This window comes from Lactococcus formosensis (assembly GCF_018403745.1).
In the GTDB taxonomy this organism is placed as follows: Bacteria; Bacillota; Bacilli; order Lactobacillales; family Streptococcaceae; genus Lactococcus; species Lactococcus formosensis.
Genome location: NZ_BOVP01000005.1, coordinates 70,461 through 95,158 on the forward strand (window position 1 = coordinate 70,461; position 24,698 = coordinate 95,158).

The window sequence follows — 24,698 nt, forward strand, 5'->3', positions numbered from 1 at the left end:
GTTTTTTCTTTTCCTATAAAAAAACACTTTCCTGTTATTGAGAAAGTGTTTAATATTTTTTTATCCAATATTGTCTACAGGATCATTCTTTTTACGATAACTTATCAATATAATGAAATAAAGAAGTGCGGTAAAGAGAGTTACTCCAATAGGATTAGTTGTAAGGATACCAAAGAAAATTAATAACAAAGCAATGAGAGCAATAAGACTCATGCTCATAGTACCTAAAGCTTTGGTTTTGCGTGCCAATAAGAAGCCTGCGAGACTAATTAAAAACCAAACTAAAAGGACAGTGTAAGATAAAGAACCGGCAAGATAGTTAAATAGGCTGTCTCCTAAGAAGTAAGAAAGAACAACGCCGATATAAAGTGTTCCAGAGCAGAAAAGAACAGATCTTTGAGGTACTTTACTTTTATTCAGTGTAGCAATCTTTTGCGAAAGCTTGCCTTTATGATTTTTTAAGCGGAAGAATAAAATTCTTGAAGAGGCATAAATGCCAGAGTTGATTGAAGAAAAGAGCGCGAGAATAATAATGAAATTAATGATGTCTGCAGCAAAAGGAATATGCATTTTGTTAAAGACCATGACAAACGGGCTCATTGTTGACGTTGCCAGGTCGTTCCAGTTGTAGATAAGGAGCAGGAGGAACATTGGGACGATATAAAAAGAAATGATGCGTCCAATAACGCCTCGGATAGCGCGTGGGATAGCAGTTTTAGGATCTTCTGTCTCACTAACAGTAATGGCAATGAGTTCAGAGCCCCCGTAGGAATAGATAACAATCAATAAAGAATTGATAACACCTTTAAGTCCGTGTGGCGCAAAGCCACCATATTTTGTCATCCCTGAAAATGCAGATATCAAGTTGGTATTAAAAATGTTTTGTGCAACTAAAATGACACCAAAAATAATAAGAAGAATGATAACGCTGATTTTGATAAAAGCAAGCCAATATTCTGTTTCGGCAAAGAATGTTACTGACAGTAGGTTGATAAGCGATGTTAGGATAGCGATGAGTAAGACGAAGGCCCATGAAGGGATATTAGGGAACCAAAGCTGTATAAAGCTAGCAGCAGCGACAGCTTCGGCAATAATATTAATCATCCAAAGTGACCAATACACCCAGTCTGTAAAATCAGCTGCATGGTTACCCAGATAAGGTTGAACCAATCCTGAAAGACCATGTGGTTCATCCGAGCTAAGGACCAACTTCTCTAAACTCTTCATCACGAAGAATAAAACCACACCTCCGATGAAATAAGAAATAAGGACAGCAGGACCAGCAGACTCAATGGCAGAAGCGCTCCCTTTAAAAAGGCCAGCCCCGATCGCTCCACCTAGAGCAATCATAGTGATATGGCGTGTTGCCATTCTCTTTTGTAAATTTTGATTATTTTCCAATTATAAGTTCCTCTCTTTATAAAATAAATATTTTTAATTTAAAATTCTAAGTCAAATTAAGCCTCCTCTCACTTTATTGTCACGTTGGAGTAGCAATAATCAATAAAAATAAATTAAAAAAGATGCCCAAAGGGACATCTTTTTGCCCCTTTCTGACCAACGCCAAAGAGGACTCACACCTTTACCTTTCAGCACTTAGTGTGAGCCCATAATCAACAACAAAACTGTGTGATAAGCGTTAATCATTTTTGAGCCTCATTATTTTAATAGTGTAAAGTATAATACAAATAATGTAAAAATTCAAATTTTTGCACAAATTAAAAAAACAAAAGTGGACTTTTAAAATTTTAATGTCAAAAGTTCTTTACATTAAAATCAGAAAGGAATTGGAGGTTATAAAATTTTTTATCTGAAGATAACTTTCTATTTTTTATTAGGTAATTCGTGAAAAAAATAGCAAAATATGGTATAATGTATGCACGTTTTAAAGGGATTTAGAAGAAAAAATAGACAGAGAGTTGGTGCAAAAAGGCATCAAAAATAGGATAAACATAAAATGAGCAGAATGATGCCAGCACGTGTACGCAGTGAAGGAATAGCCCTGTATAGCCAGGGACTTTTAATTGATCCATCAATAGAGGATTTTAAACTTTCTGCAGAGGTTGAAGGAGAACAAGTAATTTACGATATGGACGGGGCACAGGATTATTGTTCTTGTGCTGATTTTCAGCGGAATCACCGTTATTGTAAGCACATTGCTGCAGTAGAAGAATACCTCAAGAATGAAAATAAAGAAGTTGAAGTTGACAAGAAAAACATAGAAAAGATTGAGTTGGTAGCAAATGACGAATTAGCTGCCAATGCTGCCTTTTTGGATGCTTTGAATGGCGAAACACAGGTCAATTTTGGAGCTGAGCAATTTTCAATTGAAGTCCATGTCGAAGATAACTCGCAACTCTATGATGTTTTTTCTATGGATTACTTCATGTATTTTGACTTACGCTTATATAGCGAACGCTTAGGTAGAGCTTATGTAATCAAAGATATCCCGTATTTTTTGAGAACATTGCAAAACTTTGGACAATATTCGTTAGGTGCTTTGCATTATGTTGACCTCTTTTTTGATAATTTTGATGAAGCGAGTCAGGACTTTTTGAATTTCCTACTTAAAATACATGGCAAGCTTGATGCTCAAATGGCTAACCAACTGTATATTAAAAATGGACGTTATCTCAATTTCCCTTATCTTTTTATTGAAGAGGCAATGGATTTAGCCTCTAACTTGTCACGTTTTAGCTTGAGGTTATCAGGCGCCTTGATTAACTATTTCACCTTTGTTGCTCTTGATGAAGAGTCAGAGATTTTTAATTTTAGTGTGACAAGCCAAAGGGACTTTATCGAGTTGAAAATCGAAGATAATGCCTTTAGTTCCTTCTATAGTGGTTCCCTTCTATACTATAATCACGTCTTTTATAAGGTTGATCATGAACAAAAACGTTTGTTGCAGCTGGTTCAAAAAGAATTAGAAGGTGAGAAGCATAATCAATTTTCATATATGGACAAGGACAAAGTAGCTCAAGCACTGCAACAACTTTCTACTTTGGGCCAAATTTCAGCCCCTGAAAATTTCGTTATTCGCCCCTTTACACCGATTTTTACCTTTGCTAATCCTGATGGACAAAATATAGAACTTTCGGTTCAATTTGATTATGGCAATTTTAAAGTGGAACACTTTCATGAACTAGAAACACTCGAGTTCTCTCGGGACCTACGCCTAGAAAATAAGATATTTACGCTCATGGCTCGTTTTGGTTTCACACGTTCTTTTACAAGTTCTGTGACGCTTTCGGCACAATTTGCAGAAACATTCTTTATCAAGATTCTGCCACAATTCCAGAAATTAGGTCAAGTAAAACTGTCTCCTGGACTAATGGATATGAAAGTCGATGAAGTCCCTGAAATCATGATTGATCGTCGAGGAGGCTTGTTAGATATTGCCTTTGAAATGCCAAGCATCGGTGAGAATGAATTTGCAAATGTTATTGCACAGTTGCAAAACAATGCGGAATACTATGTCAGTGAAAACGGAAAATTATTTATCTTTGACCAGAAGTTCAGCGAACTGAAATCAGCTTTACGAGAACTGGATGATAATTTTACGATCAGTGGGACGAGCTTAGAAGTCAATGTGACACGCAGTTTTCAAGTTTCTAAAATATTTGAAAATATTTCAAGCAGTAATTTTTCAAATGAATTTAAAGCCTTCTATGAACACCTCACGCATCCAGAAACCTTCCCATACGAAAAACCTGAGCATGTCAAAGCTGAACTGCGAAGTTATCAGGAAACAGGAGTTCGTTGGATGTCTATGTTAACGCACTATCACTTAGGTGGTGTTTTGGCAGATGACATGGGTCTAGGTAAAACAGTACAAGCGATTACCTATTTATTGTCAAATCTGAAAGAAGGTGAAACAGCTTTAGTCACTGCTCCTGCTAGCCTTATTTACAACTGGGCCAGTGAGTTTGATCAATTTACGGACACGGTTGATTACGTGGTAGTTGACGGTATGAAGGCTGATCGCGATGCTTTGATTCATGGGAAGCATCAAGTTTATATCACAAGTTATGGCAGCTTCCTTAAGGACTTTGATGATTATCAAGAGAAGGAGCTTAACTATCTTCTCTTAGATGAAGCACAAGCTGTGAAAAACTATAGCAGTAAAACAAATAGAGCGCTTAGTCAATTGAATGTTGAACATACTTTTGCTTTATCTGGAACGCCTTTAGAAAATCGTTTAGAAGAAATTTGGGCAATCTTCCAAGTGGTAATGCCGGGCTTTTTACCAAAACGTGAAACATTTAATAAAATGTCACCCGAAGTTATCTCACGCATTATCCATCCATTTATTATGCGCCGTAAAAAAGAAGAAGTTTTGACAGAGTTGCCTGATAAGATGGAAATGACCTTACGCAATAACATGGTTGAAGAGCAAAAACTCCTATATTTAGCACAGTTAGAGTTAATGCAACAATCTGTCCGCCAAATGGATAGTGCAAGCCTTAAAAAATCACGTATTGAAATTCTTGCAGGGATTACCCGACTTCGTCAAATATGTAACACGCCAGCTCTTTTCATGGATAACTATGAAGGTGGATCTGGTAAGCTAGATAGTTTGATGGAGCTGTTAGAGCAAGTCAAGGCTTCAGGACATCGTCCTTTGATTTTTTCACAGTTTACTAAGACTTTTCCCTATATTGAAGAAGCAATGGAAAAATTGGACCTCACAGCCTATAAGTTAACAGGCTCAACTCCAGTTAAAGAACGCTTAGAAATGGTTCAAGCCTTTAATGCTGGAAGCCGTGATGCCTTCCTCATTTCGCTAAAAGCGGGTGGCGTAGGTCTTAACCTCACTAGTGCCGATGTTGTTATCCTTGTTGATCTATGGTGGAATCCTGCGGTTGAAGAACAAGCTATAGCAAGGGCTCACCGTATGGGACAAAAGAGTACCGTTGAAGTCATTCGCTTGATTACACAAGGGACGATTGAAGAAAAAATCATGGAGATTCAGGAGCGTAAAAAAGATCTGATTGCAAATGTTTTAGATGGCGATGTGATTGATAAGACGCTCAGCGAAGCCGAAATCAGAGAAATTTTAGGACTATAACTTTAAAAATCGCTGAAAATGCGATATAATAATAGTTGAAACACATACCTAAGAAAAAAATAAGATTAGACAAACTTTTTAAGGAACGTAGAGGAAAAGTTTCAAGACAAACAAAAAAATAAGTAGGGCAAGCAATGAACGAAGGAAGAAGAGTCGTATTTCCAATCATCGATGATGATGAAATGCTTGAAAAAGACACACGCGTCATCATGACAAATTCACAACTGATTACTAAGAATCCTAGTCAACAAGACGAGGCTTCTTTTGGTGGTGTTCAAATGTCTGATAAAAAACGTTCAGATGTCTATAAGCCAATAAAAACAAAAGTTAGCTACAGCACTCAACATCGTCCATTAAATAGCAATCATAGTGGGTACAGTTCTTTTGATAAAATGCCTAAAAAAACGAGTGTTGATGAATCAAAAGAAAAGGCCAAAAGAGAAGCGGCAGTACTTCCTAAACGTCCAAAAGGCTATGTTCATCCGCTAGAACGCGATAAAGATGATTTTTCTTTACGCCGTTCATCAGCAGTACTTAACGCAGCGAAACCAGCACCAGGCGAAAAGAAGACAATCGAACAAAAGCCGATGTCTCCAAGACGTCCAGCAACTAATAATCCCATCAGAGACATGAAAAAACGTGGTTTAAATCTTGATGAAGCAATTATTTCTGGTTCTCCTCAAAAAGGAGAAGATAAGACTAAAACTGCAAAAAACGAGTATTTCGATAACAAACGGAAGAACTTGTTTGATCGCGGACTTTAAATAAAAGAAGGAGAAAAGATTTCAGTTCCGACTGAAATTTCTTATTTATCATGGAAAAAGTATATCATTTTATAGGAATTAAAGGCTCAGGGATGAGTGCACTCGCTCTTATGCTCCACCAAATGGGTAAAAAAGTACAAGGTTCTGATACGACGGACTACTATTTTACACAACGTGGCCTTGAAGAAGCGGGGATTCCTATTCTTCCTTTTGACGAGAAAAATATTACACCAGAAGTTGAGTTGATTGCAGGGAATGCTTTTCGTACCGACAATAATGTCGAAATTGCTTTTGCTGAAAAAAACGGCTTTGCTTTTAAACGTTACCATGAGTTTTTAGGACATTTCATGGAAGACTTTATCAGCGTTGGGGTCGCGGGGGCGCACGGTAAAACTTCAACGACAGGAATTCTAGCACATGTCATGAAAAATGCTGTGGATACGTCATACTTGATTGGTGATGGTACAGGACGTGGAAATGCGGACAGCGAATATTTTGTATTTGAATCAGATGAATACGAACGTCATTTCATGCCTTATCATCCAGAATATACAATTATTACCAATGTTGATTTTGATCATCCAGATTATTTCCAAAACATTGATGATGTCGCCTCAGCTTTCCAAGATTATGCCCAAAACATCAAAAAAGGTATTTTCGTTTTTGGAGAAGATCCGTATTTACGTAAAATTACAGCAGAAGCACCGATTTACTATTATGGTTTTGAAGATGGAGATGATTATCAAGCAAAAGATATCATCCGCTCAACACGTGGCTCATCTTTTGATGCTTATTTCCGAGGCGAAAAAATCGGTCACTTTGTAGTTCCTGCTTACGGGAAGCATAATATTGCGAACGCCTTAGCAGTAGTTGGTGTAACCCATCAGCTTGGCTTAGATATGAATGATATCGCAGACCATTTGTTGACTTTCTCTGGTGTAAAACGTCGATTTACGGAGAAAAAAGTTGGAGAAACAATTATTATTGATGACTTCGCGCACCATCCAACAGAAATCGAAGCAACAATTGATGCAGCGCGTCAAAAATATCCCGATCGTGAAATCGTGGCTGTTTTCCAACCCCATACATTTACACGAACAATTGCCTTTGCTGATGAGTTTGCTCAAGTTCTTGATTCAGCAGATACGGTGTATCTTGCAGAAATTTATGGCTCTGCACGTGAAGTTGACCACCATGAAATTACAGCACAAGATCTTGCTGATAAAGTACGTAAACCTGCACGCGTTATTTCTGTGGAAAACGTTTCGCCTTTATTGGACCATGATCGTGGGGTCTATGTCTTCATGGGTGCTGGAAATATCCAACAGTATGAAGTGGCATTTGAAGATTTGCTTAGCCAATTAACTAAAAATACTTTGTAAAATAAAAACTTCCTTTTAGGAAGTTTTTTAGTTTAGGAGGAGATAAAAGGATTAAAAGTAATAATTATTATCAATGGTTTAACCTTATTTAAAAATACTGTCTCCTTTTAAATAGTGAGATACTACAGTTTGTAAATTCATACCACTTATCGGCTCTATGATATAATTAAAGCATGTTAACATTTCCACTGGTCAATGATACGTCGCGAAAAATCATCCATATTGATATGGATGCCTTTTTCGCGTCAGTAGAAATACGGGACAATCCAAAATTAAGGGGAAAACCTGTAGTTATTGCACGGAACCCGCTGGAAACTGGCGGGCGTGGCGTTGTTTCAACATGTTCTTATGAAGCACGAGCATTCGGGATTCATTCGGCAATGAGCGCCAAAGAAGCTTATGATCTTTGTCCGCAAGCTGTTTTCATTAGTGGGAATTATGAAAAGTATCGTGCAATATCAGAACAAGTACGTGAAATTTTTAACCGCTATACTGATGAAGTAGAGGCAGCATCTATTGATGAAGCTTATCTGGATGTCACTCGGAATAAGATAGGGTCAACCAGTGCAATTAGAGTTGCAAAACTTATACAGCACGATATTTTTGTTGAGCTCGGTTTAACTTGCTCAGCAGGTGTGTCCTACAATAAATTTTTAGCAAAGATTGCCTCAGATTATGAAAAGCCTCATGGGCTGACGGTAATTATGCCTGAAGCAGCAAAAGACTTTCTAGCAGTGTTACCTGTTGAAAAATTTCACGGCGTAGGTAAGGCTACTGGAGCAAAACTACATGAGTTAGAGATTTTTACAGGTGCTGATATTCAAGCGGCGGACCCGTTACTCTTGGCAGAACGGTTTGGTGTTTATGGTTGGAATCTTTTTTTGAAGGCTAATGGTATTCATCATGCACCCGTAGTGACAAGCCGTCAAAGGAAGTCAGTAGGCAAAGAAAGAACTTATAGCAAACTCCTCTACAATGCAGAGGACATCAAGCAGGAACTTACTAACCTTTCGGAACGCGTTTCTACTAATGTGAAGCGTCATCAACTTCTGGGAGATACAGTTGTCCTCAAGTTACGTTATTCTGATTTTAAGACAATTACGAAACGCAAAAAGCTTCCCGAGAAGATAAATGAAACAACTGCATTGGCACATGTCGCTCAAGATTTACTAGAAGAGATTGATTATGATGAAACAATAGGTGTACGACTGCTGGGTGTTACCCTAACAGGGTTTGGGGCAGAAGAATTACGATTAGATATGAAAAGCTAAGAAAAGGAATAAAGGGGATCTTTTTCCTTTTTTTGATAAGCAAAAAACAGAGTCCCAATGCAGAAGCCAGCTGGATAAGAATAAGCATTTCTTCTAAAGAGAGAGAAAAAGAGGCAAAGAAAAGCCACAAGATATCTCCAGCACCAATCCCAATATTGATAAAAAATGTGAAACAAGCAAGCGCTAATAAGAAATAAGCTATAGGGGTAACAGGAAATAAAATAAAGAAGCAAGCAGTAAACGCTAAACCGATATTTAAAGGGTAAGCATAAGAATCAATATCAAATTTGCTCAAAAGTAAACTAATAATAAGGGTGAAAAAGTGGAGAAAATCTAAATCAAACCACAATGCGGCAAAGAGAGTTCCTGAAAGAAATTCTAGGATAAAATAACTATAAGAAAATTTTACACCACACAAACGACACTTGCTTTTAAAGATAATTTGGGAAATTAAAGGGATAAGTTGATACCATTTGAGAGGCGACTGACAAGAGCTACACTGTGAGCGTCCATAAAGAATCGAGGCTTCCGTATCCCATCGTTCACTTACTAAACCAAGAAAAGAGCCAAATACAGTGCCGATAATGAAGAAAAAAATAAGCATATTTGTTAATACGAGAAAAAGCTAAAAAGCTCACAATCTTAAGCAAAATATTTTCTAATTGACCTTTTTTTTTATATAATTGTAATAGAAATAAAAAATTGGAGGTTTCTATGTCTAAGGAAAAAACACAAGAAGTTTTGAATCAAACAGTTGCAGATTTATCTCAAGCAGCAGCACTTGTACATCAAACACACTGGTATATGCGTGGTTCTGGTTTCTTGACTCTGCATCCTAAAATGGACGAGTTCATGGACGCACTTAACGAGCATTTAGATGAGTTTGCTGAACGTTTAATTACCATCGGTGGTTCGCCAGTTTCAACGCTTAAAGAGTTTGATGAAAAGTCAAAAATTGAACTTCAACCAGCTACTTGGGATAAGTCAATGTCTGAACGTTTACATGGTGTTCTAGATACTTACAAATACTTGGCTAAACTTTTCCAAGAAGGCATGGATATTGCTGAATCTGAAAATGACGCGGTTACAGTTGACCTTTATACAGTTGCACTCGGAGATGTTGAAAAAACAATCTGGATGCTCGAAGCAGAACTTGGATAATAAAAAAAGACCTTACATACTCGGTAAGGTCTTTTTTTATTATCCGTTTTTAATTTTTCCAGGCCAGTTATTCAAGCCAGTCTTAAGAATATAAACTTCTGGTACGCCAGCTTTTTTAAGTTGTTTAGCAACTTTGACTGATGCTGTTGGCTTACCATTTTCGTAAAGTAGCACAGGTTTCTTTTTATTGATGGCGTTTAAACTTTGTTCCATCTGAGAAGCAGGTAAATTACGAGCACCAAGAATGTGTTTTACTCGGAAATCTGCAGCTTCACGGACGTCGATAAGTTGAGAAGTAGCCATTAAACGTTCAAATTCAGGTGCCTCAACAACTTTGGCATTACGTTTGAGCGTCCAACGTGGATAGATGAAGAAGACGACAATGAGGGCTAAAAGTATAAAGTCAATGATCCAGATCATTTAAGTTCTCCTAAGTTTATTTTTTAAATTTTAAAGCAAGGCTTGCGGCACCGATGATACCAGCATCATTTCCGAGCTCAGCAAGTTTGATTTTTGTAGAGTCACGTACTGTTGAGAACGAATATTTTTGGAAATAAGTTTCAACTTTAGAACGGAGAAATTCTCCAGCTGCAGAAACTCCGCCTCCGATAACAATAGCCGCTGGGTTGAGCGTACTTCCGAGGTTCGCGCAAGCAAAACCAAGGTAATAAGCAAACTTATCAACAACGCTAAGTGCAAAAGCATCACCAGCTTCAGCTGCAATGAAGATGTCTTTAGAAGTTACTTCGTCACCATTATCAATATTTGCTTTAATTTCGCTGTTTCCTTCGTATTCTTCTGCGAATTTTCTTGCAAGGCGTACAACGCCAGTAGCAGAAGTTACTGTTTCTAAGCAACCGTAGTTTCCGCAAGTACAAGCAAAGCCATCATGAGGCTCTACCACGATGTGTCCGATTTCACCAGCTGCACCAACAACACCATGGATAAGGTTTCCAGCAGAAACAATACCGCCACCCACTCCAGTCCCTAAAGTGATGAAGACAACGTCAGGTTGGTTTTCACCAGCTCCGACCCAACGTTCGCCTAAAGCTGCAACATTTGCATCATTATCAAGAATGAATGGTAGACCAACACCTTCGCTGATAGGAGCACCAACTTCTTGAACATCTGCCCAGTTAAGATTAAAGGCACCGCGGACAGTAGCAGCTTCAATATCTACTGTACCAGGTGTCCCCATTCCAATACCAATAAAGTCAGACTTATCAAGGTTGTAAAGATTTAAGCGGTGGTTGATAGATTCAATGATATCAGGGACAATGTGTTTTCCATCACTGAGAATATTTGTCGGGATAGCCCATTTGTCTTGAACTTCACCTTCGAGTGTTAAAATACCGAACTTGATAGAAGTTCCGCCGAGGTCGATACCAATAATTTTGTTAGCCATTTAGTTTTTCCTTCTCAATTCTTTCTTCACGACGTAAAATAAGTTGGGCAGTGAGGTATTCTTTATCACTTTTCTCAAAAATTCCCTGCTCAACCATATTTGTAAGTTCCTGTTGCATAAAATAAATCGCATCTAAGCGATTGGTCATGAAATTAATAAAACCGTATTTTTTTAACAATTCCTGTACATCATAAAGTGTTTTCATTGTTCTATTTTACCGCAACTGTAAGCGGTTTTCAAGTATTGATAAGTTTTTCAATGAGTTTTTGGTCCATAATTTTTTACAAACTGATAATCTGTTTGGAGTATTTCAAAATTACAACTTAAAGTTCATAGTAGGAAGTAGGTCAAATTTGTCAATTTTATTCCTTAGAAAACTTGTAAACGCGTGCATTTTCGCCTTTGACAAAAAGTGTGCTATAATAAATCTGATATATTGTTTGGGCGCACCATAAAAGCTAGCGTTCAAGCTACGGAGACGCGATTTCCGTATGAATTTTTCGAAAGAATAGGTAGAAATAAATTGACTAAATTACGCGAAAACATCAGAAACGTTGCGATTATTGCCCACGTCGACCACGGTAAAACAACTTTGGTTGATGAGTTACTTAAACAATCACAAACGCTTGATGCCCGTACAAACCTTGCTGAACGCGCAATGGACTCTAACGCCCTTGAACAAGAACGCGGGATCACAATCCTTGCTAAAAATACAGCCGTAGAATATGGCGATACACGTATTAACATTTTGGACACACCAGGTCACGCGGACTTCGGTGGTGAAGTAGAACGTATCATGAAAATGGTTGACGGTGTTGTTCTTGTCGTGGATGCTTATGAAGGTACAATGCCTCAAACACGTTTCGTGCTGAAAAAAGCTTTGGATCAAAACTTGACACCAATCGTTGTCGTGAACAAAATCGATAAACCATCTGCACGTCCACAAGAAGTTGTAGATGAAGTCTTGGAACTTTTCATCGAACTTGGTGCCGATGATGACCAATTGGACTTCCCAGTTGTTTATGCTTCAGCGATTAATGGGTCATCATCATTAAGCGATAACCCAGCGGATCAAGAAGCGACAATGGATCCAATCTTCAACACAATCATCGAACATATCCCAGCGCCTATCGATAACTCTGACGAACCTTTGCAATTCCAAGTTTCACTCTTGGACTACAATGACTTCGTTGGTCGTATTGGTATTGGACGTGTTTTCCGTGGTACAATCAAAGTTGGTGACAATGTAACATTGTCTAAACTTGACGGTTCAACGAAGAACTTCCGTGTCACAAAACTTTTTGGTTTCTTTGGGCTTGAACGTCAAGAAATTACGGAAGCAAAAGCAGGGGACTTGATTGCCGTCTCTGGTATGGATGATATCTTCGTTGGTGAAACTGTTACACCGACAGATGCTGTTGAACCATTGCCAGTACTTCACATTGACGAACCGACACTTCAAATGACTTTCCTTGTAAATAACTCACCATTCGCAGGACGCGAAGGTAAATGGGTAACTGCACGTAAAGTTGAAGAACGTTTGCAAGCAGAACTTCAAACAGACGTATCACTTCGTGTTGAAAATACTGATTCACCAGATAAATGGATCGTTTCAGGTCGTGGAGAATTACACTTGTCTATCCTTATCGAAACAATGCGTCGTGAAGGCTATGAACTTCAAGTTTCACGTCCAGAAGTTATCGTTAAAGAAATCGACGGCGTAGAATGTGAACCATTTGAACGTGTACGTATTGATACACCTGAAGAATACCAAGGATCAATTATCCAAGCCCTTTCAGAACGTAAGGGTGACATGTTGGACATGGAAATCACTGGTAACGGTCAAGCGCGTTTGGTCTTCTTAGTTCCAGCACGTGGTTTGATTGGTTTCACAACAGAATTTATGTCAATGACACGTGGATATGGTATCATGAACCACACCTTTGACCAATATATGCCTATGGTTAAAGGAACAATCGGTGGACGTAGCCGTGGTGCTTTGATCTCTATGGACCAAGGTTCTGTAACATCATATGCTATGGGATACGTACAAGAGCGTGGTGTTCTCTTTGTTGAAGCGGGTACAGAAGTTTATGGTGGTATGATTATCGGTGAACATTCACGTGATAATGACTTGACAGTTAATGTTACAAAAGCAAAACAACAAACAAACGTTCGTTCATCTAATAAAGACTCAACTTCAGTGCTTAACGCTTCTAAAATCTTGTCTCTTGAAGAATCATTAGAATTCTTGGGTGATGACGAATACATGGAAGTAACACCAGAATCAATCCGCTTGCGTAAACAAATTCTTGACAAAGCAATGCGTGAAAAAGCAACGAAAAAGAAAAAAACTGCTGAATAATAGTTTTGACATGGTGCTTGAAACAGCAGAGGGATTTGAGAAAAGACTAAGAAGCCAAAAATAAGGAGAAAAGCATGTTTTATCTGATACTTTTAGTTTTATTTGCCCTGGGCTACATCTTTTTAATGCCTAAGGATGTGAGAAGAAGTACGGATATCTTTGTTTTTGCGTCAGTGATTGTCCTTATCGTAGCTGTAGCTATCGGTCAAGCTGTCAGTCATCGTGCAGCCTTATATGAAATCGCAATGGTGATTGCACTCTTAGCTCTCGCTGTTAAGGCCCTTTTAGAAATTGAAAAATTATAAAATAAGAAATAGTTTGTCTCTGGCAGACTATTTTTTGGAGGTTACATGGATATAGAGAAAATCGAAAAAGCTTTTGGGTTGGTCCTTGAGAATATCATGGCAATTCAAGCAGAGCTGATGACGGATTTTTATGATGCTTTTGTGGAACAAAATGCAGCTTACTTAGGCGCCTTAGAGCTGGCGTCACTGACGAAGGAAAATAACGATAAAGTTCGTTCAATGAATCTTACGAAAAGTGAATGGCAAAAACTGTTTCAGTTTGTCTTGTTACAAGGCTCTCGTATTGCACCGATGCAAGCAAATCATAATTTAACACCGGACTCTATTGGTTTTATCTTTAATTTCATCATTGAAGAGTTGCACAAGGACCGATCGATTCGCGTGTTAGAGTTTGGTTCAGGAACGGGGAATTTAGCGGAAACGCTCTTGGTTCATCTGCAAAAAGAAGTAGACTATGTTGGTTTTGAAGTAGACGACCTCTTGTTGGATTTATCTGCTTCAATGTCAGAAGTCATGGGAACAGAAGCAAGTTTTCTCCAAATGGATGCTGTTAAACCTCAGCCCTTGGAAGCTGTGGACGTTGTCCTAAGTGATCTCCCAGTTGGTTATTATCCAGACGATGAAGCTGCTAGCCATTTTCAAGTACATGACAAATCAGAACATACCTATGTGCACCACTTAATGATCGAGCAATCCTTCAAGTATTTGAAAGAGAGTGGCTTTGCACTTTTCTTAGCTCCAGATAATCTTTTGACAAGTGCACAGTCAGAGTTTTTGAAGGCCTGGATTAAAGAACATGCACATATTGCTGCAGTCATTACATTACCTTCATCCCTCTTTAAAGGGGCAGGAAAATCGATTTATTTATTAAGTAAAAACCAGACAAATACACCGACTTTTGTTTACCCCTTGTCTGACTTAGCAGACCGCTCTATTTTGCAAGAATTTATGTCTGAGTTTGTGAAAAATGTCAAGATTTGACCAAAAACTCTTAGCCAGTCACTGCCTTCAATTGGGTTTTGTGATATAATTTAAGAGAAAATTGAAAGAAGAAGGATAGATAAAATGACAAAAACTCTTGCGGTTAATGCTGGTTCATCATCAATGAAATGGCAAATGTATGAAATGCCAGAAGAAAAAGTTCTTGCAAAGGGCTTGATTGAACGTATTGGCTTGAAAGATTCAGTCACAACGGTAAAATTTGACGACCAAAAAGAAGAACGTGTATTGGATATTGTAGACCACACACAAGCCGTTCACATTTTACTTGAAGACTTGAAACGTTTCCATATTGTTGAAGAATTTACAGAGATTACCGGAGTAGGTCACCGTGTTGTCGCTGGTGGAGAGTTGTTTAAAAAATCTACTTTGATCAATCAAGAAGTACTAAAACAAATTGAAGAACTTTCACCACTTGCTCCACTACATAATCCAGCAAATGCGGCTGGTATAAAGGCTTTCTTGGAGTTGTTGCCTGAAGCAACAGCGGTAGCTGTTTTTGACACAGCTTTCCACACAACAATGCCTGAAAAAGCTTTCCGTTACCCATTGCCTAAAAAATATTACACTGAAAACGCCGTGCGTAAATATGGAGCACATGGGACTTCACATATGTTTGTGGCACAAGAAGCTGCAAAAATGTTAGGTAAAGATATTAAAGATACAAAAATCATTACTGCCCATATCGGTAATGGTGGATCAATCACTGCTGTAAAAGGTGGTGAGTCAATTGATACTTCAATGGGCTTCACACCATTAGCAGGTATTATGATGGGGACACGTACAGGAGATATGGATCCTTCTGTTTTCCCTTATCTTATTGCTAACGATGATTCACTCAAGGATGCTCAAGACGTTGTCAATATGATGAATAAAGAGTCAGGACTATTTGGTGTCTCTGGTTTGTCCTCTGATATGCGTGAAATCATCTCTGCTCGTGATGCTGGGGATGCGGATGCAGCCTTAGCATTCGAAATGTATGTTGACCGTATTCAAAAATTCATTGGCCAATACTTGGCTGTTTTGAATGGTGCTGATGCAATTGTATTTACGGCAGGTGTAGGTGAAAACTCAGCACCAGTACGTGAAGGTGTCTTAAAAGGTTTGTCATGGTTTGGTATTGATGTTGATTTCTCTAAAAATATTTTTGGTTTTGAAGGAGAGATGTCAACACCAGAATCACGTGTTAAAGTTTTTGTCATTCCAACGGATGAAGAGCTTGTTATTGCACGCGATGTTGAAGCTGCAAAAGCGAAATAAAAAGAAACGGCTAATAAAAAGCCGTTTTTATATATTTCTTTTAAGATATTTTTTAAAGTTATGTTATACTAGTAAGACAAAAAGAAAACACTTACATATTGAAGGGATTTTTAAAATATGGAAAAAACACTCGCTGTTAACGCTGGATCATCGTCACTAAAATGGCAACTTTATGATATGCCAGAAGAAAAAGTTATTGCTAAAGGTATTTTTGAACGTATTGGTTTGAAAGATTCTATTTCAACAACAAAGTTTGATGATCAAGTGCATAAAAGAGAGCAGGATATTGTTGACCACCGTCAAGCGGTCTTGCTTTTGATGGACGAGTTGATACATTTTAAACTCATTAGTAGTTTCCGTGAGATTACAGCTATTGGTCACCGTGTTGTTGCGGGTGGAGAATTTTTCAATACGTCTACTGTAATTACTCCTGAAGTTTTAGAAGAGATAAAAAACCTTTCAACTTTAGCCCCTCTCCACAACCCCGCAAATGTGCTGGGAATCGAGGCTTTTAAACGCTTGCTTCCAGATGCGCTTGCTGTAGCTGTCTTTGATACAGCCTTTCACACAACGTTGCCAGAAAAAGCCTTTCGTTATCCAATTCCAACAAAATACTATACGGATTATGCTATTCGTAAATATGGAGCGCATGGAACTTCACACATGTATGTGTCACGTGAAGCAGCAAAAGTACTCGGAAAACCGCTTGAAGATTTAAAACTCATCACTGCCCACATTGGTAATGGTGCTTCAATTACAGCTATTGAAGGTGGAAAGTCTGTTGATACTTCAATGGGCTTCACACCACTAGCAGGTGTAATGATGGGGACACGTTCTGGCGAAATGGACCCTTCTGTGATTTCTTATATGCTTGAAAGTGATCCTAGTTTACGTTCGGCGCAGGATGTTATTGATGTTCTTAATAAGAAATCAGGTTTACTTGGTGTATCAGAGTTTTCAAGTGATATGCGAGATTTGGAAGAAGCACGTAACTCTGGCAATGAAAAAGCACTTTTGGCTTATGAAATGTTTATTGATCGTTCGAAAAAGTTTATTGCACAGTACTTTGGGGTCCTCAATGGAGCAGATGCGCTTATCTTTACAGCAGGTATTGGGGAAAATGATACCGATGCACGTCGTGATATTGTAGCAGGCTTGTCATGGTTTGGTATGGAAATTGACCCAGAAAAGAACGTCCGTGGTGCGAATGGTATCATTTCTACACCAGAATCGCGTGTTAAAGTCCTAGTTATACCAACAGACGAAGAGTTGGTTATTGCGCGTGATGTGGAAGCGGCAAAAAATAAATAATTTTGTTAAAAGACCATATGGTCTTTTTTTCAGCTAAATTTTATGGTAAAATAGTAGGGATAAAAAAGAATAGAGAAGAGATAGGAAACTATGGCTGATATTAAATATAAACGCGTACTTTTGAAACTTTCTGGCGAAGCTTTAGCTGGAGAAAAAGGATTTGGAATTGATCCTGAAACAGTTAAAAAAGTTGCTGAAGAGCTCAAAGAAGTATATGCTCTTGGTGCAGAAATCGCCATCGTTTGTGGCGGCGGAAATATCTGGCGCGGCGTGACCGGTGAAAAGATCGGTATGGAACGTGCCCAAGCAGATTATATGGGCATGCTAGCTACGATCATGAACGGCTTAGCTCTTCAAGATACACTTGAAGCACTTGGCGTACCTACTCGTGTTCAAACAGCTATCGAAATGAAAGCTGTCGCAGAGCCTTATATCCGTCGTCGCGCTGAACGACACCTTGAAAAAGGTCGGGTCGTTATTTTCGCAGGTGGAACAGGTTCGCCATACTTCTCCACAGATACAACATCAGCACTTCGTGCAGCAGAAATTAATGCGGATGTTATTTTGATGGCTAAAAATGGTGTTGATGGTGTCTATAATGCAGATCCTAAACTTGACGAAACAGCAGTTAAATTTGACAATCTTACACACATGGACGTTATCACAAAAGGTCTTCACGTTATGGACTCAACGGCTTCAACAATGTCAATGGACAACCACATTCCGCTTGTTGTCTTCAATATGAATGAATCTGGAAATATTAAACGTGTTGTTCAAGGTGAAGAAATCGGAACAACTGTAGAATAAATTTATAATAAAATAAAAAGGAAAAATCATGGCAAACGAAATTATTGATAATGCAAAAGAACGTATGAATAGCTCATTGAACAGCTTGCAACGTGACCTTGGTCACATCCGTGCAGGTCGTGCCAATGCGAGCTTGCTTGACCGCATCTCTGTGGAGTACTATGGCGCACCAACACCACTAAATCAAATGGCATCAATCACAATCCCAGAAGCGCGTGTTTTGATGATTACACCATTTGATAAAACAATCTTGAAAGATATCGAGCATGCCTTGAATGCCAGTGATATTGGAATTACACCAGCAAATGATGGTTCAGTAATTCGCTTGGTTATTCCAATGTTGACAGAAGAACGTCGTAAAGAGCTGGTTAAAGAGATGGGTAAATACATCGAAGGTGCAAAAGTTGCAATCCGTAACATCCGTCGTGATGCTATCGATACAGCGAAAAAACAAGAAAAAGCAAAAGAAATCACAGAAGATGATTTAAAAGTACTCGAAAAAGACATTCAAACTATAACAGATAATGCTGTTAAAGAAGCAGATAAAATGGCTGCTGAAAAAGAAAAAGAACTTTTGGATGTTTAAGTTTGTATCGTCATTTGATTGTAAAAGATTTTATTCTATATAATCGCGAGAGCAAAAAAACAATCAGAAATAAACGGCTCTGCGGAGCCGTTTTTAAGGAAAAAGAATGAATAATTTATTAGCAACAACATTTTCAGCGATTATTACAGCTGAGAATGATCAATTTTACTTTTTGCAGAAAGATGATAATATCATACGTCTTGCAAAATCAGAAGGCGAACATCAGGTAGGAGATATCGTCACAGGTTTTGCCTATGTGGATAAATCTGACAAAATGTGCATGACAACGCAAGAACCAACTGCGACACGCGAAAAATTCGGCTGGGGCACAGTGACCGATGTTCGTCGTGACTTGGGCGCTTTCGTTGATATTGGTTTAGCTGGGAAAGATATCGTGGTTTCGCTTGATGATCTTCCGCTACCAGAAGATAAAGATCAATGGCCTAAAAAAGGGGATAAGCTCTTTGTTAAAATTGTCGTTGATGCGAAAGATCGTCTTTGGGGTAAATTAGCTTGGCACCAAGATTTCTGGGAAATGTCAGGACCAGCCTATGACAATATGCAAAACCAAGACTTACGCGGGATTGTTTACCGTAACAAAGAAACAGGATCCTTCGTCTATCTTCCAGATAATAATATGCTTGGTTTCATCCATCCTAACGAAGCTTTTGGCACACTCCGTATCGGGCAAGAGCTTCAGGTACGTGTCATTGGCTTCCGTGATCAAGACCGTAGTTTAAACCTTAGTGCGAAACCACGTGCTTATGAGATGTTGGATGCTGATGCACAGATGATCCTTGCTTATCTTGAGAGTATGGGTGGAAAAATGCCTTTTAATGATAAATCAGCGCCAGATGATATCAAAGCGACATTTGGTATATCTAAAGGACAATTTAAAAAAGCGCTTGGCGGTTTGATGAAGAATAAAAAAATCAAACAAAGTCCTGAGGGTACAGAACTCATTTGATTAATAGCAAAAAAGTTGGAATGATTTCCAACCTTTTTTAGTAGGGTAAAATATTATTCTTCCTTAGTAAGTGGCTCGATTTCAAAGGCATTGCTATCTGACAAAGCTTTAAACCAGTGGGCTGATTTTTTCAAACTTTTAACTTGCGTATGAATATTTGTCGAGATGAGTCCATACCGATTGCGGTAAGCATTGAGCCAGCTCCAACAGTCGATAGGTGTCCACAAATGATAGCCTAAGCAATTGCTGCCCTCTTCCATCGCCTTATTTAACCAGTATAGATGCTCTTTGATAAATTGAATACGATAGTCATCTTCAATGATTCCCTGACTATTCATATATCTTTCCTCGTTTGACACACCCATACCATTTTCGGAAATGAACCAGTCGATATTTCCATAGTTTTCTTGAACATCTTTAGCAATGTCGTAAACTGCTTTTGGATAAATTTCCCAACCTTTATCGACATTCATACGGCATGAAGGCAGTTCAAATTCTTGCCAGAATTTGTTAGGCATAAAGTCAACAGCTAAGGAATTTGCCGAGTATTTTGGACGTTGTACGCGATTTGGATGATAGAAATTAATACCCAGTAAGTCAACCGTATTATCTCTGATGAGTTTTAATTCATCTTCTGTTGATTCCCAAAGTGCGTTTTCCTTATCTAAAATTTCAACCAGTTCAGCAGGAAACTCGCCATTGACAGAGGCATCCATATAGAGACGGTTCAACCATAAGTCAGCGATATGGCTGGCTTTAAGGTCAGCTGCTTCTTTGGTAGAAGGATACGGCGGTGTCAGGTTGAGGATAATCCCAATTTTTCCATCGAATTGTAGCGCGCGGTATTTTGCGATGGCTTTGCTTGAGGCAAGTTGCAAGTTGTAAGCAACTTGGACAGCAGCGTGTCCATCGACTTTATTTGGATAATGGAATTGGAATAAATAGCCTCCTTCCACGACAACCAATGGTTCGTTGTGGGTGAACCAGTATTTGATGCGATCACCAAAGCATTCAAAAGCTTTTTCAGCAAAGCCAGCATAGAGATCAACAACTTTTTTTGATTCCCAGCCACCATACTTATGGTAGAGTTCAACAGGCAAATCAAAATGGTGCAGATTAATCATTGGCGTAATATCTTGGGCGATAAATTCATCAATGACTGCATTATAAAATGCTACAGCGTCTGAATTTACAGTGTTTTTTTCTAAATCATCAATCAAACGGCTCCATTGTATAGAGGTACGAACTGTTTTTAGTCCAGCTTCCTTCATTAAGCGAATATCATTCTTGAAGTCATTATAAAAGTTACTTGCTGTATCTGGGCCTTGATGTTTATAGAAACTTTCGGGTTTGATTTCATAAAAATAATCAAACATGTTGGCATGTTTTTTATTAAAACGACCTTCGGTCTGAGGGCCACTGGTTGCTGCCCCCCACCAAAAATCATTAGGGAATTTAACTTGCATTATTTTATCCTTTGTTTTTTATAATGTTTCAGTACGATCAATGACTTTCAAGAAGGGTAACCAGATGAGCGCGATGACCACAAATTGAACTAATTGAAGTAGAGAACCCATAATAGAATTTGTTGCTAAAAATCCTGAAAGGAAGATTGGCATTGTCCAAGGCACTTGCGCCCCAGTGGTCAGAGGAACTAACCCAGACGCAAAGCCGAGATAGGCGATAATGACTGAAACAACAGGAGCTAAAAGCCATGGAATGAAGATTGTAGCATTCATGACGATAGGAAGCCCAAAAATTACAGGTTCATTAACGTTAAATAATCCAGGAGCCAAGCCCAGACGTCCAATGTTTTTATATTGCTTATGTTTCATCAGAAATGCCATAATCAGGACGACAGCCAAGGTAGATCCTGATCCACCTAAGCTTACTGTGAATGTATCCATGAATGATTTTGTAACGATGTGTCCATTTTCAGCTAAGGCAGATGCTCCTTGTTGCGTAAGCGCAGCGTTATCGAGCATATTTGTTTGCCAGAAAGGTTCAAAAACAGAGTTGACAATGATTTGGCCGTGCAGACCGAAGAACCAGAGGAACTGGACAAGGAATACGGCAATGATTGTTGCTGGAAGTCCCGTTCCTAAACCAGTCAGTGGTTTTTGGATAACATTGTAAATAACATCATGAAGATTTGTAGTAAAGGCACCAACCATAAGCGCATTGATAAGTAAGAAAACAAGCAATGTTCCTAGGGCTGGGATTAGAGAGGCGAAAGATTTAGCGACAGCTGGTGGAACACCGTCTGGCATTTTAAGCGTAAAACCTTTTTTAGTCAGTGCAGCGAAGATTTTTGCGGCAATGAAGGCAGCAAAGATACCTAAGAACATCCCTTTTGCACCCAATCGGTCAAGAGTAAGAAGCCCAGTACCTTCAACAGTTGTAGCTCCATCAGCTGATGTAATAATTGCAGCGAAAGGTGTCAATATCAAGAATGAAGCTAAAGAAACGACACCACTGAAAATAGCTTCGATTTCTTCTGACTTCGCCCAGTAGTACCCAATGGCTAAAGTAACGAACACGGTCATAATTGACATTGTGGCGCTTTGACCATTACCAAAAAGGTTACCCAAGTTTGCTTTCATCGAGTCAGACCAGAAGGGTAAATTATTGAATACGACAATAAGTGAACCAAACATTGTTAAAGGGAAACTGACCATGAAGGCATCACGCAAAACAGTGAGGTACTTGTTTTGCCCCAAACGAGACGCTACCGGTAAAACTTTTTCTGATAGCAAAACCATAAATTTGTTCATGAAAAAACTCTCCTTAAATATTATAAAGAGAGTATAACACGAAATAAAATATATTTCAAATTAAATAATAAAAATAAAACTTATTCCAAAGAGTGGATGTAATAAGCTGCCAGAATTTCTGATAAAACAATAAATGCAAAGCGGTTGTCCAGCTGATAGATGTCTGGTTTGGAAAAATCTGTCAGATTTGAAGGCAGAAGCAGAACCTCGGTCGAAGTTTGTTTGAATTTGGAATTTCTATTCATTGTGATGAGGACAATCTTTGCCCCAGTTTCCTTGGCTTGCTCAAAAATTTCCTCATAAAGATCCGTATTTCCAGAAACGGTAAAGATGATTAATAGTGTATCTTGATCAAGTACGCGCGATAGGTAAAATATTTTGGTACGGCTGGTGATGGCTTCGACATATTTATCTTGATACAAGAGAGAATAGACAAATTGTTCAGCAGCTAAACCAGAACTACCAATCCCTAAAACTCGTGTTGTTTTAGCCTCGCGTATCATTTGCGCAATGCTGGTCAGTTGTTTTTCCGACAAACAGCTACGAATCAAATTCAGACGTTGCTTATACTCACCAATGATGGATTCTGAAAGCAGTTCTTCTCTTGAGCTCTGAACAAGTTCAGTTTTTTCACTCATATATCTTTCTAAAGCATTTTTTAAGTCCGGTAAACCACGATATTGTAGTTTCTTTACAACACGGATAATCGCAGAAGGTGAAACCTCAAGATCCTTGGCAGCCTCTTGAATAGATCGGTCAATAAGTACCTCTGGTCTTCTCATTAATTCGCCTGTTATTTTACGATCGGTCTTTGTCAACTCAGTATAGTGGATAGATACTCTTTCTTTAAATGACATATAACTCCTCTCTTTGTTTATTAATAATTTCGGATAAACCAACTCTAGATATTCAGTTATGAGTTCTCTAAATAGTAGTGTACTAAAAAAATTATCATAAGACAATTGAAGCTAAAAAATAAAATTGAAAGAAAAGAATAAGTGCATGAAAAGAATACTTTTGTTATAATATTTTCAGTTAATAAGGACGAGGTAAAAAGGATGAGTAAAGAAAGAGCAATATTTGCGGGTGGTTGCTTTTGGTGCATGGTGCAACCTTTCGAGGAACAAACAGGGATTCTTGCTGTGACAAGTGGTTATACAGGCGGTCATGTTGATAATCCAACTTATGAGCAAGTTTGCAATCATCAGACAGGGCATACTGAGGCAGTGGAGATTATCTTTGATAATGAAAAAATCACTTACAAAGATTTAGTGGAACTTTACTGGGAGCAGACCGATCCAACCGATATGTTTGGGCAATTTGAGGATCGTGGCGATAATTATCGTCCAGTTATTTTCTATACTGCTGACTCACAGAGAGAAGTCGCTGAAAAGTCAAAAGAAGCACTTCAAAATTCTGGACGTTTTGATCAGCCTATTGTTACCACGATAGAACCCGCACAAAAGTTCTGGCCGGCAGAGGATTATCATCAAGGATTTTATAAAACAAATCCTGAGCGTTATGCTTTGTCCAGCCGCTTACGTCATAAGTTTTTGGAGGAAAACTGGAAATGAGACAGCCTTTTTATACTTATTTGATGCGCCATCGGGCGCCAGTTGAGGTGGATGATGTCACACGTTTGGCTAATCTTGCCTTTGCAGATACACAGTTTCCCAAACAATCGAAAGACTTTGATGAAGTCTCCACATATCTGGAAACCTATGCCCCTTTTTACTTTAACTTGGGACTTTTTGACGATATCTGGGCAATGTACCTAGAAGCCTAAAAATGGAGGAAAACACAATGAAAATGGCACACACTTGTTACCGCGTCAAAGACTTGGATGCTTCAATCAAGTTTTATCAAGAAGCTTTCGGCTTTGAGGAAAAACGTCGTCGTGACTTTTTAGAATATGAATTTACTTTAGTTTATCTGACTTTACCTGGTGATGACTACGAATTAGAATTGACTTATAATTACAATCATGAAGCGTATGATTTGGGTAATGGCTATGGACATATTGCTATTTCGGTTGATAATTTGGAAGAACTGCATACAAAACAAAAACAAGCAGGATTTGAAGTGACAGAACTTAAAGGCCTTCCTAACTCCGACACACGTTATTACTTCATCATTGATCCAGATGGTTATAAGGTTGAAGTGATTGCAGAGTAAATAAAAAAGAATAAAAAGACTGAATTATTTCAGTCTTTTTTTGATTTCCGATTGAATATAGCAACTACATTTTTCAAGCTTAAAGTATGTCTGATTTT

General features: G+C 38.4%; 24 protein-coding genes. 16 read left to right on the plus strand and 8 right to left on the minus strand.

What is annotated here, in order from left to right:
- Nucleotides 1-60: 60 nt before the first annotated feature.
- Nucleotides 61-1,401, minus strand: coding sequence for an amino acid permease (locus KJS37_RS07300; RefSeq protein WP_213496633.1), 1,341 nt, complete (start codon nucleotides 1,399-1,401; stop codon nucleotides 61-63).
- 556 nt (nucleotides 1,402-1,957) lie between these two features.
- Here KJS37_RS07300 and KJS37_RS07305 point away from each other — a divergent pair.
- The 4 genes from KJS37_RS07305 to dinB all read left to right on the plus strand — a co-directional run bounded on the left by KJS37_RS07305 (nucleotide 1,958) and on the right by dinB (nucleotide 8,485).
- A complete protein-coding gene (locus KJS37_RS07305; RefSeq protein ID WP_213496635.1) occupies nucleotides 1,958-5,068 on the plus strand; it encodes a DEAD/DEAH box helicase in 3,111 nt (1,036 codons plus the stop codon).
- 134 nt (nucleotides 5,069-5,202) lie between these two features.
- Complete coding sequence (locus KJS37_RS07310) at nucleotides 5,203-5,832, plus strand: hypothetical protein (protein WP_017369624.1); 630 nt, start codon at nucleotides 5,203-5,205, stop codon at nucleotides 5,830-5,832.
- Nucleotides 5,833-5,882: 50 nt separating this feature from the next.
- On the plus strand, nucleotides 5,883-7,214 hold the full coding sequence (murC, locus tag KJS37_RS07315; protein WP_165713509.1) for a UDP-N-acetylmuramate--L-alanine ligase: 1,332 nt from the start codon (nucleotides 5,883-5,885) through the stop codon (nucleotides 7,212-7,214).
- A gap of 173 nt (nucleotides 7,215-7,387) precedes the next feature.
- Complete coding sequence (dinB, locus tag KJS37_RS07320; protein ID WP_096369050.1) at nucleotides 7,388-8,485, plus strand: DNA polymerase IV; 1,098 nt, start codon at nucleotides 7,388-7,390, stop codon at nucleotides 8,483-8,485.
- On the opposite strand, the gene KJS37_RS07325 is transcribed toward dinB, so the two are convergent.
- Nucleotides 8,433-9,089, minus strand: coding sequence for a prepilin peptidase (locus KJS37_RS07325; RefSeq protein ID WP_165713508.1), 657 nt, complete (start codon nucleotides 9,087-9,089; stop codon nucleotides 8,433-8,435). The genes dinB and KJS37_RS07325 overlap by 53 nt on opposite strands.
- A 110-nt stretch (nucleotides 9,090-9,199) precedes the next feature.
- Between KJS37_RS07325 and KJS37_RS07330 the strand changes: the two genes are divergently transcribed.
- Nucleotides 9,200-9,646 carry a Dps family protein gene (locus tag KJS37_RS07330; protein ID WP_096369051.1) on the plus strand — a complete coding sequence of 149 codons (447 nt, stop codon included), beginning with the start codon at nucleotides 9,200-9,202 and terminating at the stop codon, nucleotides 9,644-9,646.
- Nucleotides 9,647-9,685: 39 nt separating this feature from the next.
- Here KJS37_RS07330 and KJS37_RS07335 read toward each other — a convergent pair whose 3' ends face one another.
- The 3 genes from KJS37_RS07335 to KJS37_RS07345 are packed head-to-tail and all read right to left on the minus strand — an operon-like array spanning nucleotide 9,686 to nucleotide 11,256.
- Complete coding sequence (locus tag KJS37_RS07335) at nucleotides 9,686-10,066, minus strand: rhodanese-like domain-containing protein (RefSeq protein WP_017368654.1); 381 nt, start codon at nucleotides 10,064-10,066, stop codon at nucleotides 9,686-9,688.
- Nucleotides 10,067-10,082: 16 nt separating this feature from the next.
- Nucleotides 10,083-11,051 (minus strand): ROK family glucokinase, encoded by a 969-nt coding sequence (locus KJS37_RS07340; protein ID WP_213496637.1) that lies wholly within the window; start codon nucleotides 11,049-11,051, stop codon nucleotides 10,083-10,085.
- Nucleotides 11,044-11,256: a YqgQ family protein gene (locus KJS37_RS07345; protein ID WP_003133311.1), complete on the minus strand. Its 213-nt coding sequence runs from the start codon at nucleotides 11,254-11,256 to the stop codon at nucleotides 11,044-11,046. The genes KJS37_RS07340 and KJS37_RS07345 overlap by 8 nt, the downstream gene beginning before the upstream one ends.
- Before the next feature lie 318 nt (nucleotides 11,257-11,574).
- Between KJS37_RS07345 and typA the strand changes: the two genes are divergently transcribed.
- From typA to KJS37_RS07385, 8 genes are all read left to right on the plus strand, one after another.
- Complete coding sequence (gene typA / locus KJS37_RS07350) at nucleotides 11,575-13,416, plus strand: translational GTPase TypA (RefSeq protein WP_017368652.1); 1,842 nt, start codon at nucleotides 11,575-11,577, stop codon at nucleotides 13,414-13,416.
- A gap of 74 nt (nucleotides 13,417-13,490) precedes the next feature.
- Complete coding sequence (locus KJS37_RS07355; RefSeq protein WP_017368651.1) at nucleotides 13,491-13,721, plus strand: DUF3165 family protein; 231 nt, start codon at nucleotides 13,491-13,493, stop codon at nucleotides 13,719-13,721.
- A gap of 45 nt (nucleotides 13,722-13,766) precedes the next feature.
- Nucleotides 13,767-14,702 carry a class I SAM-dependent methyltransferase gene (locus tag KJS37_RS07360; RefSeq protein ID WP_165713504.1) on the plus strand — a complete coding sequence of 312 codons (936 nt, stop codon included), beginning with the start codon at nucleotides 13,767-13,769 and terminating at the stop codon, nucleotides 14,700-14,702.
- A gap of 84 nt (nucleotides 14,703-14,786) precedes the next feature.
- Nucleotides 14,787-15,980: an acetate kinase gene (locus tag KJS37_RS07365; protein ID WP_017368649.1), complete on the plus strand. Its 1,194-nt coding sequence runs from the start codon at nucleotides 14,787-14,789 to the stop codon at nucleotides 15,978-15,980.
- A gap of 117 nt (nucleotides 15,981-16,097) precedes the next feature.
- Nucleotides 16,098-17,291, plus strand: a complete 1,194-nt coding sequence (locus tag KJS37_RS07370) for an acetate kinase (RefSeq protein ID WP_213496639.1) — start codon at nucleotides 16,098-16,100, stop codon at nucleotides 17,289-17,291.
- Nucleotides 17,292-17,381: 90 nt separating this feature from the next.
- Complete coding sequence (gene pyrH / locus KJS37_RS07375) at nucleotides 17,382-18,098, plus strand: UMP kinase (RefSeq protein ID WP_019292238.1); 717 nt, start codon at nucleotides 17,382-17,384, stop codon at nucleotides 18,096-18,098.
- Nucleotides 18,099-18,126: 28 nt separating this feature from the next.
- Nucleotides 18,127-18,684: a ribosome recycling factor gene (frr, locus tag KJS37_RS07380; protein WP_017368646.1), complete on the plus strand. Its 558-nt coding sequence runs from the start codon at nucleotides 18,127-18,129 to the stop codon at nucleotides 18,682-18,684.
- Between the two features lie 106 nt (nucleotides 18,685-18,790).
- Nucleotides 18,791-19,651 (plus strand): CvfB family protein, encoded by an 861-nt coding sequence (locus KJS37_RS07385; RefSeq protein WP_017368645.1) that lies wholly within the window; start codon nucleotides 18,791-18,793, stop codon nucleotides 19,649-19,651.
- A gap of 53 nt (nucleotides 19,652-19,704) precedes the next feature.
- Here KJS37_RS07385 and KJS37_RS07390 read toward each other — a convergent pair whose 3' ends face one another.
- The 3 genes from KJS37_RS07390 to KJS37_RS07400 all read right to left on the minus strand — a co-directional run bounded on the left by KJS37_RS07390 (nucleotide 19,705) and on the right by KJS37_RS07400 (nucleotide 23,282).
- Nucleotides 19,705-21,117, minus strand: coding sequence for a glycoside hydrolase family 1 protein (locus KJS37_RS07390; protein WP_213496641.1), 1,413 nt, complete (start codon nucleotides 21,115-21,117; stop codon nucleotides 19,705-19,707).
- An 18-nt stretch (nucleotides 21,118-21,135) separates the two neighbouring features.
- Nucleotides 21,136-22,425: a PTS cellobiose transporter subunit IIC gene (gene celB / locus KJS37_RS07395; protein WP_046400840.1), complete on the minus strand. Its 1,290-nt coding sequence runs from the start codon at nucleotides 22,423-22,425 to the stop codon at nucleotides 21,136-21,138.
- Nucleotides 22,426-22,505: 80 nt separating this feature from the next.
- On the minus strand, nucleotides 22,506-23,282 hold the full coding sequence (locus KJS37_RS07400) for a MurR/RpiR family transcriptional regulator (protein ID WP_165711935.1): 777 nt from the start codon (nucleotides 23,280-23,282) through the stop codon (nucleotides 22,506-22,508).
- A gap of 201 nt (nucleotides 23,283-23,483) precedes the next feature.
- Between KJS37_RS07400 and msrA the strand changes: the two genes are divergently transcribed.
- Genes msrA through gloA form a run of 3 tightly spaced genes read left to right on the plus strand, consistent with a single transcriptional unit; the run spans nucleotide 23,484 to nucleotide 24,600 of the window.
- Nucleotides 23,484-23,999, plus strand: coding sequence for a peptide-methionine (S)-S-oxide reductase MsrA (msrA, locus tag KJS37_RS07405; protein ID WP_019292236.1), 516 nt, complete (start codon nucleotides 23,484-23,486; stop codon nucleotides 23,997-23,999).
- On the plus strand, nucleotides 23,996-24,211 hold the full coding sequence (locus tag KJS37_RS07410; RefSeq protein ID WP_003133330.1) for a YozE family protein: 216 nt from the start codon (nucleotides 23,996-23,998) through the stop codon (nucleotides 24,209-24,211). Before msrA ends, KJS37_RS07410 begins: the two co-directional genes overlap by 4 nt.
- A 17-nt stretch (nucleotides 24,212-24,228) precedes the next feature.
- Nucleotides 24,229-24,600, plus strand: coding sequence for a lactoylglutathione lyase (gene gloA / locus KJS37_RS07415; RefSeq protein WP_003133332.1), 372 nt, complete (start codon nucleotides 24,229-24,231; stop codon nucleotides 24,598-24,600).
- The last annotated feature ends 98 nt before the right edge of the window (nucleotides 24,601-24,698 follow it).